Genomic DNA, 14,547 nt, shown 5'->3' with positions numbered 1-14,547 from the left:
GTGCCGCCCTGGATCTCGTCCGGCTTCAGCTTCCGCTCCCGGGCGCGTGCCGCGAGATCGTTGATGCGTTTGGCCAGTCCGACCACAGTCAGCTCATCGGCGTTCCTGACCGCCGGCACTATGAGTCCGGGGTCGAGGTCGACGGCAATGCCGATGTTGATCTCCCCGCGATAGAGGATGCTGTCTCCGGAGATGGTGGCGTTTACCCGGGGGAACTCCTGCAACACCCGCGCCGACGCCCAGGCCACGAAGGCGGTGTAGCTGACCTTCACGCCCTGCTGCTCCCAGCGCGCACGGTTCTGCTGGCGGATGCGGTCGATCTGCGTGAAATCGACCTCGATGAAGGAGTGGACGTGCGCCGCGATCCGCTTGGCCCGCACCATGTGGTCGGCCGTGAGCTTGCGCAGGCGCTCCAGCGGCTCGAGCCGGTCGCGCTCCCGAGCCGGAAACTCGGGGTGCTGGACCTGCCCGTAGAATATCTGCCAGAACTGGCCGGCAGTAACCGCAGCCTCGGCCGGCCGCGGGGCAGGCGGCCGGGCCGGTGGCGCCCCGGCGGCCGCTGCAGGCGCGCGCTCCCGCTGCCCGACGTAAGCCAGGATGTCCTGCTTGGTGACGCGGCCCGCCTGTCCCGTGCCCGGAACCTCCGAGAGATCGACGCCGTGCTCGGCGGCGATCCGGCGGACCAGCGGAGTGGAGCGGCGACGGAGCCGCTCCTCCGCCGTCTCGGTCCGACCATCGCCCCGGGCCGGCGGCGCCTCCTCCGCGCGGGCCGGTTCTGCGGCGGCCGGCGCTTTGGCCGCCTCCGGTTCAGCCTTTTCGGCCTTCGCCGGCGCGGGGGGCGCCTTCGCTGCAGGCGCCGCGGCCGCGCCCTTCTCGGTCTCGACGTAGGCCAGGATGCTACCGACCTCGACCGTCTTCCCCTCCTCCACCAGCACCTCGGCCAACTGCCCCGCCGCCGGCGAAGGGATCTCCGCATCCACCTTATCCGTGGAAATCTCGAGGAGCGGCTCGTCCCGCTGCACCTCGTCCCCCACCTGCTTCAGCCATTTGGAGACCGTGCCCTCGGCAATGGACTCGCCCATCTGCGGCATGGGGACTTCGATTCGCGCCATGATTCCGATCTCCCCTCAGGGACCTTGCCGCGGCGACCGCGGACGCAGCTATCGTTCCCCTGCTAATACCCCGCCAGGTAGCGGCAAGCCGCCACGATGTCGCTGACCTGGGGAAGGAAGTAGTCCTCGAGCGGCGGCGAATAGGGCACCGGCGTGTCGATCGCCGTGACCCGCAGGATCGGCGCGTCCAGCCACTCGAACGCCTTCTCGCTCACGCGCATCGCGATCTCCCCGGCGATCCCGCCGGTTCGCGTATCCTCGTGCACGACCAGCAGCCGGTTGGTCTTCTGAACAGTACTGAGGATGGCTTCCTCATCGAGGGGCAGCAGCGTGCGCAGGTCCAGGATCTCGACGCTCAAACCGTCCTCGCCTTGCAACTGCTCGGCCGCCCGCTGACTCTCGTGGACCATCATGCCGTAGGTCACAATCGAGACGTGCGTGCCCTCGCGGTGAAGGCGCGCCTGCCCGAGCGGGACTACATAGTCCTCCTGCGGCAACGTCTGCCGAAGCGCGGGCAAACGGTAAAGCTTCTTGTGCTCGAAGTACAGCACCGGGTCCTCATCGCGAATGGCCGCCTTGAGCAGCCCCTTCGCGTCATAGCAGGTGGAGGGGTAAACGATCTTCAGGCCGGGCGTATGGAAGAACGCCATTTCCGGGTTCTGCGAGTGGAACGGCCCGCCCCGCACGCCTCCGCCCACTGGACCCCGCACTACCAGCGGGAGCGGCCCGCTGCCGCGCCAGCTCGAGGTGGCGATGTAGTTGGTGAGCGGCTCGTAGGCGCAGGAGACGAAGTCCATGAACTGCATCTCGACCACCGGCCGCATCCCCATGTGCGCCGCGCCCGCGGCGGCGCCCGTGAATCCGCCTTCGCTGATCGGTGTGTCGATGACCCGCGCCTCGCCGAAATACTCGAGGAAGTCCTCCGTCACCTTGAACGCGCCGCCGTAGAGCCCGATGTCCTCGCCCATCAGGAAGACGGCCGGGTCCCGCTCCATCTCCTCCCACAGCGCCTCCCGAATGGCCTCCAGCATGGTGACGGGCCGGCCCAGCTCCGTGTGCCGCAGGTGCTCCGGCTTCTCCCGCGGCGCTGCCGCACGTCTGGAAACCGTGGCCATTGCCTCAGCCCTTCCGCCCGCGGCCGGAATCGGTGAAGTGGACGTTCTGCTCCCGGCCGCCCGTGGGTGAGTCCCCCTTGGCCAGGTACTGGCGGAGCACATCCACCGGCCGTGCCCCCATGACCAGAAGCGAGCCCAGCTTGCGGATCGCGGGAGCGATCACGTCGCCCGTGCCGTCCGTGCGCCGGCGCAGCGCGTAGGCGCTGCCCACCGCGGTCGCCTCCTGACCCAGCGAGCGGTACAGCCCGCCGATCACCTTGTTCTGGCGGTAGAGATGCGCCTGGACCTGTTCGACCTGACGCGTGAGGTGCAGATAGTAGTAGAGCTCGTGGAGTTGCTCGCGCGACAGATCGGACACCACCGCGCCGGCCGCCGCAACCCCCGTCTGGTCGCCCATGACTGGAACCGGGTTCAAAAACAGACAGGCGGGTCCCCCGCCCGAATCGTGCCTATGATGGGCCGCCCGGAAAGCGCCGTCAAGCAAGGTGCGCCCCCCGTGCGGCCCGAGCGGAAGCGGCAAACCCCCTGTGCCGCAGCCACCTCCGCGGGGCATTGCCGAGGGGCGCAAGACTTGCACATCCCGCTCCTGGACCCGCGCGGCAGCGTCGGAGCCTCCCATGCTCCGCCGCTACCGGCGCCAATCGATGGCCACAACCTTGGCGATACGGCCGTTATGAATCAGCTCTCGAACCCCGGAATGGGTCGGGCGACGCGCTGCGCAGATTCGCGCCCCCCCTCACAGCGTCGCCGTCGCCAGCCAGCCGCCGCGCGGGCCGGAACGGCGCCAGCAAGGCCGCCGCTCCTGACGCCGCACCAGGAGGGGAGCGAGCTGCTCGGCCCCTACGAGCGCCTCCACCACGTGGCGCCCGGTTACAGCATGGAGCGCAGCATCCTCTGCCCCTGAGCTCCTGAGCCGCGGAGCGCGGGGAGCTAAAGCAGGCGGGGGCGCGGAGCACCGGAAGGTTTCCGGTGCTCCACGCCCCCCCCTTTCTGCAACCCCGTTATCGTTGCGCCGGCGGAGCCGGCACCGGCTCGGCCGGCCGAGCCGGCCGTTGGGCGCCGCCCTGCGGCGCCGTGCCCTGGCCCGGCTCCACACCAGGCAGCACGGGCTGCGGCGCGGGCGCGGTCTGCGGGAACTCCTGTCGCAGGACAGGCTCAGGCTGCCGCGTACGGCGGGAAGACATCACCGAGAGCATCAGTGCCAGGAGCAGGAAGATTCCGGCAGTGACCCAGGTGGCCCTGGTCAGGAGGGTAGCGGCCTGACGGCCGCCAATGAAGGTTTCGGTGCCTGCGCCGCCGCCTACCGCGGCCAGCCCTCCGCCCTTGCCCGCCTGCAGCAACACGATGACCATGAGGAGAAGGCCATCGAGCAGCAACAGGATCAACAGGAAATTGAACACGCCCGTCCGCTCCGGGTGCAGGTGGTCCCTCAAGCATTGGAAGATCACGTGGGGGTGCCGCAGGTGTCAAGCTCATGGAAAAGCTCTCCTGGACCTCTCGACTTCGGCTCTGCGCGGCCTGCGCTCGGGTGAAATTTCAGGCCAGGCGCTAGTCTAGTCTAGTCTAGTCTGGAGCGCCGCGATCCGGGCGAATCCCGCCGGGTCGAGGCTGGCGCCGCCGACCAGCAGACCATCCACCTGGGGCGCGGCGAGCAGCTCGGCGGCGTTGCCGGGGTTGACGGACCCGCCGTAGAGGATGGGGACGCGCCGTGCGGCTTCATCGCCCACATGCTCCGCCAGCCGGCGGCGCAGGACGGCGTGGGCGGCACTGGCGTCGGCGGGAGTCGCATTGACGCCGGTGCCAATAGCCCAAACGGGCTCGTATGCAACGAGCAACTGCCGGATGTGGTGGGGCGGGAGGTCCTGCAGCGCGGCATCGAGCTGGCTCAGGATCACCTCCTCGACGCGGCCCGCGCGCCGCTGCTCGAGGGTCTCACCCAGACAAAGCACGGGAACGAGGCCGGCGTCGAAGGCGGCCGCGACCTTGTGGCGGACGTCGTCATCGGATTCGCCGAAGACGTGTCGCCTCTCGGAGTGACCGACCAGGGCAAAACGGGCCCCCGTGTCTCGCGCCATAGGCGCACTGATCTCCCCGGTGAACGCGCCCTGGTCCTTCCAGTGGATGTTCTGGATGCCCACCCCAAGGTCGGGCCGGTCCGGCAGCATTTCCATGGTGGCCGCCAGCGACACGGCCGGCGGGAAGAAGAGGATGGTCCGGTCTGCGCGCGGGGAATACCGAGGCTTGAATTGGCGGAAGAACTCGCGCGTGGCGGAGGGGCCCTTGTGCATCTTCCAGTTCCCCGCAATAACGGGAGTCCGCACGGGCCGGGCAGTTGCGGTCGTCATCTAGCCGTTCCGACGATCGCTCAGCGCCGCAACTCCCGGCAGGGCCCGCCCCTCCAGGAACTCGAGCGAGGCGCCGCCACCAGTCGAGACATGCGTCATCCGCTCCGCCACTCCCGCGGCTTTCACCGCGGCGACCGTGTCCCCGCCGCCGATCACCGTGACCGCGCCGGCAGCCGTAGCGTCGGCAAGCATGCGCGCCAGCGCCATGGTCCCTTCCGCGCAGCCTTCCAGCTCGAACATCCCGACGGGGCCGTTCCAGAGCACAGTCCTGGCTTCCGCCAGCAGCTCCTGGAACACAGCAACACTCTTGGGCCCGATATCCAGAATCCGTCCCTGCGGAGGCACCGCGTCACGATCCACGACCGAGGCCGCAGCCCCGGGCGCGGCCTCTTCGGCCACCACGCCATCCACGGGCAGTACGAGCTTGTCACCGGCGCGGGCGAGCAGATCCCGAGCGAGCTGGACGCGTTCCTCCTCCACCAGCGAGGCGCCTGTCTCGAGCCCGAGCCCGCGGAAAAACGTGTTGGCCATGGCACCGCCCACCAGCAGCCGATCGACGCGGGGGAGAAGGTTCTCGATCACATCGATCTTCCCCGAGATCTTGGCGCCACCCAGGATGGCAACGAACGGTCGCCCGGGCGCCTCGAGCACCTCCCCCAGGAAGCGCAACTCCTTCTCCATCAGCAGCCCGGCCACGGCGGGCCGGCCGTCCTCGCGCACCACCTCCGCCACGCCGCAGGTCGAGGCATGAGCCCGGTGCGCCGCGCCAAATGCGTCGTTCACGTAGACATCGCCCAGCGCAGCCAGAGCCTCGCTCAACCCCCGGTCGTTCGTCTCCTCGGCGGGCAGGAAACGCACGTTCTCGAGCACCAGGATCTCGCCTGACGGCAGGCTATCGGCCGCCGCGTGCGCCTCCGGCCCCACCACGTCGGCGACGAAGCGCACGGGCGCGGGCACCAGCTTGCCCAGGCGCGCCGCGGCGGGGCGGAGCGAGAGCCGCTCGTCCCACCTCCCCTTCGGCCGGCCCAGGTGCGAGAGCAGCACCAGCCGCGCGCCATGTTGTAGCAGGTAGGTCAGTGTGGGGAGCGTCGCGCGGATGCGCGTGTCGTCCGCTACCCCACCCTCCTCGAGCGGCACGTTATAGTCCACGCGTACGAGGACGCGTCGGTCGCGGAGATCCACGTCGCGCAGATCGCTCACGACCTGCTTGTTCATCCCGCCCCCTCCTGGGCCCTCTCGCCCTCTCTCGCCCCGCCTCCCCCTCCCCTTCGGCCCGCAGGCTCCGCCCCGGCCTGGCCGCGTAAGCTAGACCGAGCGGCGGGCCCGAACAAGGAGACAGGATCGGATCTAGCAGACGTCCGGCGCAGTCAAGAAGGGTAGTACCAGCGCCAGCGTCTCGTCGGGCGCCTCCCAGTTGGGGGAATGCCCCACATCGCGGAGCAGGTGGAGCAGCGCTCGAGGGATCAAGCTGGCGGCCCGCTGCCCGTGGGCCAGGGGGAGAAACGGGTCGCACTCTCCCCAGAGCACGAGCACGCTGCAGCGCACGTCTGCCAGCTCTCGGGATGTCATGACCTCACGCTGTCCCAGCGGCCGGGCGAAGAGTCGGAGCGCGCCGGCCATCCAGGAGGGATCGCCGGCCAAGGCGCAGCACCAGAGGTAGTCGAGGAGCGCCGCCTCCTCAGCCGCGGCAAGGCGCCGCCGCCCCCCAGTCAGCAGCTTACGGAAAAGCCATGCGCTGACACGCCGGCTGGGGCGGAGCGCGGCCCGGCCGAGCAGGGGCAGGGCGGCGAGGCGCACGGCTGCGGGCAGCTCCCGGCCCAGTCCCACAGCATTCAGGAGCACGAGACGGCGCACCAGCTCCGGGGTCTCGTGCGCCAGGCGCAGGGCCACGAGCCCGCCAAAGGAAGTCCCCACCAGGTCGCAGCGCGCGACCCCCGTGGCCCGGAACCAGGCGCGCAAGGCATACGCGGCCGAACGGCCCAACGGTGCGGAAGCGGAGGTGGGCGGGGAGAGGCCGAAGCCGGGCAGGTCCGGCGCCAGCACGTGGAACTGCTGCGCCAGTGGCGCCAGCAGGCGATACCAGTTGGCGGCGCCACCGCTCGCTCCCTGAAGGAGGACCAAGGGCGGGCCGCTGCCAGCCTCGAGGTAATGGAGCCGCGCATCCGTTGGCCCCGCCACGCCGCTTCCCACACGGGCCCCGCCCAGCTCGAGCAGCCGCTCCATGGCCCGCCGCACGCGCGCCTGCAGCGCCGAAAGCGAACGGCCACGGCGCGCACCCGCGCCGTGGCCGTCCCGTTGCTGCCGAATTGTGGTAGGTCTGCCCTTCACCCCGCGACCCAGTTGGGCGAGTCAGCCTCCGATTCCTCCGCCACCTGGACCGAGAAGCGGACGGAATCCGGGCCTCGCGGCCACACTTCCAGCGGCGTCCCGCAATACATGCAGTGGACTACCCGATGCTCCTCGCCCGGCTTGAGCTCTGCCGCGTCGCGGTGACCACACACGGGGCAGCGGTAGGTGCCGTAAACGTCCTGGCTGGCCTCGGCCATGGTGCTCCTCCAGCGCCGGGGCGCGGCTGATGGGTACGCACGCCCGCCTGATGCACAGCCTGGCGGAAGGGCCCTGTGGGCCTCCCCTGCCCTGCTATACGGTAATTCCGCCCTGGGGCAGCGTCAAGAGAGCCGTTCCGCGAGGTAGCGGGCCAGGTCGACGCAACGCAGAGAGTAGCCCCATTCGTTGTCATACCAGGCCATGACTTTGACCAGCCGCTGGTCGACGACGAAGGTGAAGGGGAGGTCGACGATCGCGCTGGCCGGGTTGCCGAGATAGTCGACACTGACCAGCGGCTCGTCGGACACCGTCAGGATTCCCTTCAGCCGACCCTCCGCGGCCTGGCGGAACGCCTGATTGACGTCCTCGACCGTCACGTTCTTTTCGACCTCCGCGGTGAGGTCCACGATCGAGACGTCGGGCGTCGGCACGCGCATGGCAATGCCATCCAGCTTGCCCTTCACCTCCGGGATCACCAGGTAGGTGGCCCTGGCCGCACCGGTCGAGGTCGGGATGATGGAAAGCGCTGCCGCCCGCGCGCGCCGCAGGTCCTTGTGCGGCAGGTCCAGGATCTGCTGGTCGTTGGTGTAGGAATGCACCGTGGTCATGAGTCCGCGCCGGAAGCCGAACCGATCCAGGATCACCTTCACCACCGGCACGAGGGCATTGGTGGTACAGCTCGCATTACTCACAATGTGATGCCGCTCGGGGTCATACTTCTCCTCGTTCACCCCCAGCACGATGGTGATGTCCTCGCCCTTGGCCGGCGCGGTGATGATCACCTTGCGCGCGCCCGCAGCCAGGTGCTTGGCCGCGGACTCCCGGTCCGTAAACCGGCCGCTCGATTCGAGGACGATGTCCACCTCGAGGTCCTTCCAGGGCAGTGCGCCCGGGTCACGCTCGCTGAGCACGCGAATGTCGTCGCCATCCACGCGCAGCCCGCCCTCCGTCACCTCGACCTTCCCCGGATAACGCCCCTGGACGGAGTCGTAGCTCAGCAGGTGCGCCAGCGTGCGGCTGTCCGTGACGTCGTTCACGGCGATGAAGTCGAGCGGCGCACCGTACTTCTTGGCGGCGCGCATGATGGTCCGTCCGATCCGGCCGAAGCCATTGATCGCTACGCGAGTGGGCATGAGCTGAAGACTCCGAGCCTCAGGTTTCCGTCAGCCGGCGTGCATCGAGCGCACGGGCGAAGGTGATGACACTCACGCAACGGGCGCCCGCCGCCAGCAGAGTCCGGGTGCACTCCGCGGCGGTGGCGCCCGTCGTCAGCACGTCATCGACCAGCAACACGTGGGCCGCGGCGAGCTCGCGCTGGCGCCCCGCGACGACGCGGAACGCGCCCGCCACGTTAGCCCCACGCGCCGCCGGCTGCAAGGTCGTCTGGCTGCGCGCGGCGCGCCCGCGCTCGAGCACGCAGCAGTGCTGCCGCCGCGTCCGTTCCGCGTACGCCCGGGCGAGCAGCTCCGCCTGATTATACCCCCGCTGCCGCAAGGTGACGGGCGTGGTAGGAACGGGAACGGCCAGCCGCGCCTCCTCCTCGACGTCCGGCGGCAAGGGCAGCGCAGCCATGAGCTCCGCCATGGGACGGGCCAGCGCCCGCCAGCCGCGGTACTTCAGTTGATGGACAATGCGGTCCGCGGGCGGGTGGAGCAGGCACGCCGAGCGGGCCACTCGCAGGCCGGGGGGCCAGCCGGCGCATTCGCCGCACACCGCGGCACTGGCTCGCCCCGTACGCAGGCGCGGCGCCCCGCAGCGGGGGCACGAAGGGGGCGGCAGTGGCCGCAGGCGAGTGCGGCACCGCCGGCAGATCAGGCGGGCTTCGTCGCCCATGGCGATGTTGCCGTCGCACGCCAGGCAGACGGGCGCGAAGACCAGGTCGAGGAGGGCGGAGCAGAGGCTATGACGCGTCATCGGGAGCGAAAAGCGGCCGAAGGCCGCCGAGTCGAGCGAGCTAGCGGCAAGGCTCGAGGCTCATCGGGGCACGTCCATGGCGGCATGGGGCACCGCCGCGCGCATAGCCTCGAGCGGCGCGGGCATGCGCCACCAGCACTGGAACGAGGCGGCGCCCTGCTGGATCAGCATTTCCAGCCCGTCGGCGGCCGGGATCCCGAGCTGGCGGGCGTAGTGCACCCAGGGCGTTTCTGCGGGCGAGTAGACAAGATCGAGGGCGGCGCCGGCCTGGCGCAGGCGCTCGAGGGGGAAGGCCAGCGGGTCCTGAGGAGTCATGCCCAGGGGCGTGGCATTGACAACCAGGTCGAAGCTCTCGTTGTCGAGCCGTTCCGCCGGAGGAGCGGCGAGCTGGACGCGATGGTGGTCCAGGGCCAGCTCGGCCCGCAGCGCTTGGGCGCGGGATGGCGTCCGGTTGAGGAGCACGATGGCGTCGGCGCCCTCGGCGAGCAGGGCCGAGAGGGCGGCGCGCGCGGCGCCGCCCGCGCCGAGCAGCAGCACGCGGGCGCCGGCCAGCGTCCCGAGGAGCTGGCGGGCCGCGGCCGCGAAGCCGGCGACATCCGTGTTCTCGCCGCAGATCCGGCCGTCCTCCAGCCAGAAGGTGTTGCAGGCGCCGGTAGTGTTGACGCTGGCCGCCGCTTTCTCGATGAGCCGGGCGGCCAGCAGCTTGTGCGGGATGGTCACGTTCCCGCCCCCGCCGGCCCGCGCGATCCCGCGCAGCAGGCCGGGCAGGCCATCGGCATGGCAGTGGAGCGCCACGTAGACGCCATCCACGCCGGCGGCGCGGAACGCCGCGTTCTGGAGCCGTGGCGAGAGGGAATGCGCGACGGGATCGCCGAGCAGGGTCATGAGGCGGGTCTCCGGTCCAGGCAGCGGGAGCAGTTGCGGCTCCGCTCCCTCCCCACCCTCCCGCCTCGCCGCGGCAGCGTGCGTCGGCGGCGAGGCTGGGGCGATGCGACGACGCGGCATGGGATGCGCGATCAGGGCGAGAGGAGCGGCTCGAGTCGCTCGAGCAAGGCGCGGATGGCCTGCTCGAGCTCTCCAAAGGTGTGGCGGTAGGCGTCCACGTCCCCGCCGAACGGGTCGTCAATGGCGAGGCCGGGCTCGTCATGGGCGCCGAAGTCGGTCAGGACGGCGGCCTTGCTGGCGCCGCCCAGGTCGCCCACTTCCCGGATCTGCGACGAGCTCATGACCAGGATCAGGTCCGCCCATTCCACGAGCTCGGGCGTGAGCGGCCGGGCGGCGTGAGCGGCAATATCGAGCCCCTGTTCGGCAGCCACGGAGACGGCGTTGTCCGAGGCGGGCGTGCCGTACCCGGCCCAGATGCCTGCCGAAGTCACCGCCACGTGCAGCCACTCCCGCTGCTCGAGCTCGCGGCGCGCGATCGCTTCCGCCAGCGGGCTCCGGCAGGTGTTGCCCGTGCACACGAAGAGCAGGTTGTATGTCGACGGCTCGTGCTGCCAGCCCGACTCTGCGGCGTCATTCATGCCAGGCTCCCACGACCTTCTCGAGCTCCGCCGCGCCGATGGCGCCCGCCCGAAGCAGCCGAGGACGCCCACCGGAGCAGTCGACAATGGTGGAGGGCGGCGAGGGAGGCAGCCGTCCGCCATCCAGCAGCCAGACGCCCGTCCCTCCGCCCAGTGCTTCGAGCACGGCGTGCGCGGCGCTGGCGCTCGCTGCAGGCGGTGTTCGGGGGCGGTTGGCGCTCGTGGAGGTGATAGGCCCCCCCAGCGCGTGGAGGATCGCCTGCATACCCTGGTGTGAGGTAGCCCGCACGGCCACCCCGCCCGCCGCGCTCACGACTCCCTGCGGGTAACGGCCCGGGTCCGCGCCGAGCACGAGGGTTAGTGGCCCGGGCCAGAAGCGGGCGGCGAGCGTCCGGGCCTCCTCCGTCCACTCGAGGCCGTGCGCTTGCGCGGTCCCGGTCACCAGCAGCAGAAAGGGCTTCCCCCTCACCCTCCCCTTGAGCGCCGTGAGGCGCTCGAGTGCGTCCTGACGCAGGGCGCAACCGAGGCCGTAGACGGTTTCGGTCGGGTAGGCGATGAGTCCGCCGGCCAGCAAATGCCTGGCGACGCCCGGCGCCCGGGCCACCCAGTCGCTCCGAGTCCGGAACGGGATCAGCGGGACGCGCATCCGTTCTGCTCCCCCGGCCCGCGCGGCGTCGGGAGCTGCGGGCCCCATCGCGCTCACGCTTGCCGAGCGCGAAGCACGGCCTCGGCCCACTCGAGGTCCGCGGGCGTGGTCACTTTCCGGTTCTCGGGCGTCCCCTGGACTACGCGCACGGCGCCGCCGAAATGCTCGACCAACGCCGCGTCATCGGTGGCCCGGAAGCCGGCCGCCAGCGCACGTTCATACGCCCTCACCAGCATGTTTCGGGGGAAGCCTTGCGGCGTCTGCGCCCGCCAGAGCCGAGCCCGCTCGGGAGTTTCGAGAACGTGGCCCTCGGCGTCCACCAGCTTGATCGTGTCCTCGACGGGCACGGCCGCGACGGCGCCGGCGCCCTCAGCGGCTGCGGCCAGGACCCGCTCGATCACCTCTGCGGTAACGAGGGGGCGCGCGGCATCATGCACCAGCACGACCTCCGCTTCAGCCGGCACGCGCTGTAATGCCCGGTACACCGAATCCCCTCGCTCTGCTCCACCCGGCACCGCCACCACGCGCGGGTCGACACGGCTCAGCCAGGCGGGCGGGTGGTCCGCGTCCTCGGGCGGCAGCGCCACGACCACCCAACGGATGGCGGGGTGCGCCAGGAATGGGTCGAGCGCGTGGAGCAGGAGCGGCTGCCCGGCCAGCTCGAGGTAAGGCTTGCGCACGCCACCCATGCGCTGCCCGCCGCCTGCCGCCGCGAGAATCAGGGCGGCGCGCAGGGCAGCGGTTCGGTCGGAAACTGTTTCCGGGAGAGAGGCGCCCCGAGAATCGCGCCCGCCAGGACTACCCCGCGAGGAGCTCGCGGGGTTAACGGCCGGCATCGGCGTCCAGGTAGAAGCGCGTGCTGGCCTTCTGGAAGGTCAGCTTGACCAGGCCGGTCGGGCCGTTCCGCTGCTTGGCCACGATGAGCTCGGCCTTGTTGGCGACGTCCTTCTCCACCGCCTCCTCGTTCGAGAGATAATAGTCCTGGCGGTAGAGGAGCATGACCACGTCCGCGTCCTGCTCGAGCGAACCCGATTCGCGCAGGTCCGAGAGCTGGGGACGCCGGTCCGCCCGCTGCTCCGGCGCGCGCGAGAGCTGCGACAGCGCAATGATGGGGATCTCGAGTTCCTTGGCCAGCGCCTTGAGCCCGCGACTGATCTGGCTGACCTCCTGCGTGCGGTTCTCGAAGCGGGTGTGCCCCTGCATGAGCTGAATGTAATCCACCAGCAGCAGCCCCAGGTCCGGGCGGTCGGCCTTGAGCCGCCGCGCCTTGGCGCGCATCTCGAGGACCGTGAGCAGGGCCGAGTCGTCGATCCACATGGGCGCCGTGTTGAGGTGGGCGGCGGCATCGGAGAGGCGCAGGTAATCGTCTTCGTTGAGGCGGCCGCGGCGCACGTTGCGCAGGTCGATGAGCGCCTCGTGGCAGAGCATGCGCTCGACGAGCTGCTCGTCGGACATTTCCAGGGAGAAGAGGGCGACAGGCAGGCGGTGCCGGATCGCAGCATGCAGCCCCATACCGAGCATCAGCGCCGTTTTCCCCATGCTCGGCCGCGAAGCCAGAATGATCAGGTCCCCCTTCTGGAAGCCGCCCGTCATCTCGTCCAGATCGTGGAATCCGCTGGCCACACCGGTCAAGCCGCCCTTGGCCGCCTGCAACTCTTCGATCCGGCCCATGGCCGGGAACAGGATCTGCTTGATCCAGACAAAGCCTTCCCGCTCGTGAGTTTGGGCAACCTGGAAGATGCGCTGCTCGGCCTCGTCCAGCACCTGCTCAACCGTGCGCTCGCCCGGCTCCTGCGCACTGCGCACGATCTGCGTGGACGCCTCGATCAAACGCCGGAGCAGCGCCTTCTCCCGAACAATGCGGGCGTGGTACTCGATGTTCGCCGCCGTAGGCACGGCGTCCAGCAACTCGGCCACGTAGGCCATGCCGCCCACGCTCTCCAGCTCCTGCGTCTTCTTCAACTCCTCCGTGATGGTCACCGGGTCAATCACCTGGCCACGCTCGAAGAGCCGCACCATGGCTCGGAACAGCCGCCGGTTCGCCTCGCGGTAGAACATCGAGTCATCTACCGACTCGAGCACCTTGGCCGCGGCATCCCGATCGACCAGCATGCCGCCCAGCACGCTGATCTCCGCCTCCGCCGCGTACGGCGGCGGCCGATCCGTTACCGGCAGCGTGGCAACGCCCGCCTCACGCCCGTTCATCGAGCACCTGTCGCACCATCTGGAAGTCTTGCCATGCCGCCCGGGTCCAGCGCGGACTGCGGAGCAGGAACGCAGGGTGATACGTGGCGATCGCCGGTGTGCCGCGGAAGCTGTGGATCTGCCCGCGCAGCCGGCCCACGCTCTCCTCCGTAGACAGGAGCGTACGTGCGGCAAAATTGCCCACAGCCAGCAGCACGCGCGGCGAGATCAGTTCGATCTGCCGGAACAGGTAGCGCGAGCAGCAGGCGACCTCGTCCAGCAAGGGATTGCGATTGTTGGGCGGGCGGCACTTGATCACGTTGCAGATGTACACCTGCCGTCGGGGCAGGGCGATGCTGAGCAGCAGCAGGTCCAGCAGCTTGCCCGCCGGCCCGACAAAGGGGCGGCCTGTCCTATCTTCCTCGAAGCCCGGCGCCTCGCCCACCACCACCAGTTCAGCGGCCGCGTTGCCCTCGCCGAAAACCACCTGTCGCCGGCCCTCGTGCAGCCGGCAGAGCGTACAGGATGCCGCCGCGGCCGCCAGCACCTCGAGCCCGCCCGCCCAGGGGTCGCCCGTTACGGCCGGGGCCGATCCCACAGGCGCCGCCCGCGCCCGGCCGGTACGCCGGCTGGCGCCGGCGGCCGCCGCCTCGAGCGGCGCCCCGCGACCGCCATCCACCCGGCCGGCCGCGCTCACGGCGGCCAGCGCTTCCGCCGCCGTCAGCTCCTGGAGGAAGAGCTCCCGTTCCCCCCACTCTGCGCGCTGCCGGAGGTAACGCGCGAAAAGGTCCTGGCCCGGCATCAGGCGCGCGCTCCGAGCAGGATTTCCACGCGGTCCAGGACGGCTTCGGCTACCTCGTGCTTCGAGAGCAGTGGCAGCTCCTCTTCCCGCTCCTCGCGCCCCAGGATCACGACCTGGTTCGTCTCCACCTCGAAGCCCGCCCCCGGCCGCCCCGCCTCGTTCAGCACCACCAGGTCCAGCGCCTTCTCCCGCAGCTTGCGGCGCGCGTTGGCGAGCGCATGCTCCGTTTCCAGTGCGAAGCCCACTGCCACCATTCCGGGAGCACGAGCCTCCTGCGTGACGCGGAGCACGTCCGCGGTGCGCTCCAGCTCGAGCAGCGCAGGCGCGACCTCCTTCTTGAGCTTCTGCTGTGCGGCGCG

The 14,547-nt window shown here is 70.3% G+C and carries 17 protein-coding genes; all 17 read right to left on the bottom strand.

Going from position 1 to position 14,547, the window contains the following annotated elements; genetic code table 11:
• Positions 1 to 1,112 (bottom strand): 2-oxo acid dehydrogenase subunit E2 (locus HY703_10985; protein ID MBI4545711.1); only part of this gene is annotated, 1,112 nt, incomplete at its 3' end.
• Between the two features lie 62 nt (positions 1,113 to 1,174).
• A complete protein-coding gene (locus tag HY703_10980; GenBank protein MBI4545710.1) occupies positions 1,175 to 2,227 on the bottom strand; it encodes an alpha-ketoacid dehydrogenase subunit beta in 1,053 nt (350 codons plus the stop codon).
• A gap of 4 nt (positions 2,228 to 2,231) precedes the next feature.
• Positions 2,232 to 2,624 (bottom strand): hypothetical protein, encoded by a 393-nt coding sequence (locus tag HY703_10975; protein MBI4545709.1) that lies wholly within the window; start codon positions 2,622 to 2,624, stop codon positions 2,232 to 2,234.
• A gap of 604 nt (positions 2,625 to 3,228) precedes the next feature.
• The gene (secG, locus tag HY703_10970) at positions 3,229 to 3,660 is read right to left on the bottom strand and encodes a preprotein translocase subunit SecG (GenBank protein ID MBI4545708.1); all 432 of its coding nucleotides are present in this window, start codon (positions 3,658 to 3,660) and stop codon (positions 3,229 to 3,231) included.
• 120 nt (positions 3,661 to 3,780) lie between these two features.
• Positions 3,781 to 4,548 carry a triose-phosphate isomerase gene (locus HY703_10965; GenBank protein ID MBI4545707.1) on the bottom strand — a complete coding sequence of 256 codons (768 nt, stop codon included), beginning with the start codon at positions 4,546 to 4,548 and terminating at the stop codon, positions 3,781 to 3,783.
• Positions 4,549 to 4,572: 24 nt separating this feature from the next.
• Positions 4,573 to 5,787, bottom strand: coding sequence for a phosphoglycerate kinase (locus HY703_10960; GenBank protein ID MBI4545706.1), 1,215 nt, complete (start codon positions 5,785 to 5,787; stop codon positions 4,573 to 4,575).
• 132 nt (positions 5,788 to 5,919) lie between these two features.
• On the bottom strand, positions 5,920 to 6,807 hold the full coding sequence (locus HY703_10955) for an alpha/beta fold hydrolase (protein MBI4545705.1): 888 nt from the start codon (positions 6,805 to 6,807) through the stop codon (positions 5,920 to 5,922).
• An 89-nt stretch (positions 6,808 to 6,896) separates the two neighbouring features.
• Positions 6,897 to 7,118 (bottom strand): hypothetical protein, encoded by a 222-nt coding sequence (locus tag HY703_10950; protein ID MBI4545704.1) that lies wholly within the window; start codon positions 7,116 to 7,118, stop codon positions 6,897 to 6,899.
• A 123-nt stretch (positions 7,119 to 7,241) separates the two neighbouring features.
• On the bottom strand, positions 7,242 to 8,252 hold the full coding sequence (gene gap / locus HY703_10945) for a type I glyceraldehyde-3-phosphate dehydrogenase (protein MBI4545703.1): 1,011 nt from the start codon (positions 8,250 to 8,252) through the stop codon (positions 7,242 to 7,244).
• 19 nt (positions 8,253 to 8,271) lie between these two features.
• Positions 8,272 to 9,033 carry a ComF family protein gene (locus HY703_10940; GenBank protein ID MBI4545702.1) on the bottom strand — a complete coding sequence of 254 codons (762 nt, stop codon included), beginning with the start codon at positions 9,031 to 9,033 and terminating at the stop codon, positions 8,272 to 8,274.
• Between the two features lie 60 nt (positions 9,034 to 9,093).
• Positions 9,094 to 10,038 (bottom strand): shikimate dehydrogenase, encoded by a 945-nt coding sequence (aroE, locus tag HY703_10935; GenBank protein MBI4545701.1) that lies wholly within the window; start codon positions 10,036 to 10,038, stop codon positions 9,094 to 9,096.
• Between the two features lie 11 nt (positions 10,039 to 10,049).
• On the bottom strand, positions 10,050 to 10,556 hold the full coding sequence (locus HY703_10930; protein MBI4545700.1) for a low molecular weight protein arginine phosphatase: 507 nt from the start codon (positions 10,554 to 10,556) through the stop codon (positions 10,050 to 10,052).
• Positions 10,549 to 11,202: a threonylcarbamoyl-AMP synthase gene (locus HY703_10925; GenBank protein ID MBI4545699.1), complete on the bottom strand. Its 654-nt coding sequence runs from the start codon at positions 11,200 to 11,202 to the stop codon at positions 10,549 to 10,551. The genes HY703_10930 and HY703_10925 overlap by 8 nt, the downstream gene beginning before the upstream one ends.
• Before the next feature lie 53 nt (positions 11,203 to 11,255).
• Entirely contained in the window at positions 11,256 to 12,038 is a 783-nt protein-coding gene (locus tag HY703_10920) for a 2-C-methyl-D-erythritol 4-phosphate cytidylyltransferase (GenBank protein MBI4545698.1), read from the bottom strand.
• Positions 12,025 to 13,407: a replicative DNA helicase gene (dnaB, locus tag HY703_10915; GenBank protein MBI4545697.1), complete on the bottom strand. Its 1,383-nt coding sequence runs from the start codon at positions 13,405 to 13,407 to the stop codon at positions 12,025 to 12,027. Before dnaB ends, HY703_10920 begins: the two co-directional genes overlap by 14 nt.
• Complete coding sequence (locus HY703_10910) at positions 13,394 to 14,188, bottom strand: uracil-DNA glycosylase (GenBank protein ID MBI4545696.1); 795 nt, start codon at positions 14,186 to 14,188, stop codon at positions 13,394 to 13,396. The genes dnaB and HY703_10910 overlap by 14 nt, the downstream gene beginning before the upstream one ends.
• Positions 14,188 to 14,547: phosphopantothenoylcysteine decarboxylase (locus HY703_10905; GenBank protein ID MBI4545695.1), on the bottom strand; the 360-nt coding region annotated here is incomplete at its 5' end. The genes HY703_10905 and HY703_10910, both read right to left, overlap by 1 nt.

Source organism: Gemmatimonadota bacterium (assembly GCA_016209965.1).
Taxonomy (GTDB): domain Bacteria; phylum Gemmatimonadota; class Gemmatimonadetes; order Longimicrobiales; family RSA9; genus JACQVE01.
This window is presented reverse-complemented; position numbering and strand designations above follow the sequence as displayed.

Excerpts from the sequence above, each read along its gene's own strand:
- HY703_10940 (MBI4545702.1), bottom strand. The coding sequence starts at position 9,033 with ATGACGCGTCATAGCCTCTGCTCCGCCCTCCTCGACCTGGTCTTCGCG.
- HY703_10910 (MBI4545696.1), bottom strand. The coding sequence starts at position 14,188 with ATGCCGGGCCAGGACCTTTTCGCGCGTTACCTCCGGCAGCGCGCAGAG.
- HY703_10960 (MBI4545706.1), bottom strand. The coding sequence starts at position 5,787 with ATGAACAAGCAGGTCGTGAGCGATCTGCGCGACGTGGATCTCCGCGAC.
- HY703_10975 (MBI4545709.1), bottom strand. The coding sequence starts at position 2,624 with ATGGGCGACCAGACGGGGGTTGCGGCGGCCGGCGCGGTGGTGTCCGAT.
- dnaB (MBI4545697.1), bottom strand. The coding sequence starts at position 13,407 with ATGAACGGGCGTGAGGCGGGCGTTGCCACGCTGCCGGTAACGGATCGG.
- HY703_10980 (MBI4545710.1), bottom strand. The coding sequence starts at position 2,227 with ATGGCCACGGTTTCCAGACGTGCGGCAGCGCCGCGGGAGAAGCCGGAG.
- HY703_10930 (MBI4545700.1), bottom strand. The coding sequence starts at position 10,556 with ATGAATGACGCCGCAGAGTCGGGCTGGCAGCACGAGCCGTCGACATAC.
- aroE (MBI4545701.1), bottom strand. The coding sequence starts at position 10,038 with ATGCCGCGTCGTCGCATCGCCCCAGCCTCGCCGCCGACGCACGCTGCC.
- HY703_10925 (MBI4545699.1), bottom strand. The coding sequence starts at position 11,202 with ATGCGCGTCCCGCTGATCCCGTTCCGGACTCGGAGCGACTGGGTGGCC.
- gap (MBI4545703.1), bottom strand. The coding sequence starts at position 8,252 with ATGCCCACTCGCGTAGCGATCAATGGCTTCGGCCGGATCGGACGGACC.
- HY703_10950 (MBI4545704.1), bottom strand. The coding sequence starts at position 7,118 with ATGGCCGAGGCCAGCCAGGACGTTTACGGCACCTACCGCTGCCCCGTG.
- HY703_10920 (MBI4545698.1), bottom strand. The coding sequence starts at position 12,038 with ATGCCGGCCGTTAACCCCGCGAGCTCCTCGCGGGGTAGTCCTGGCGGG.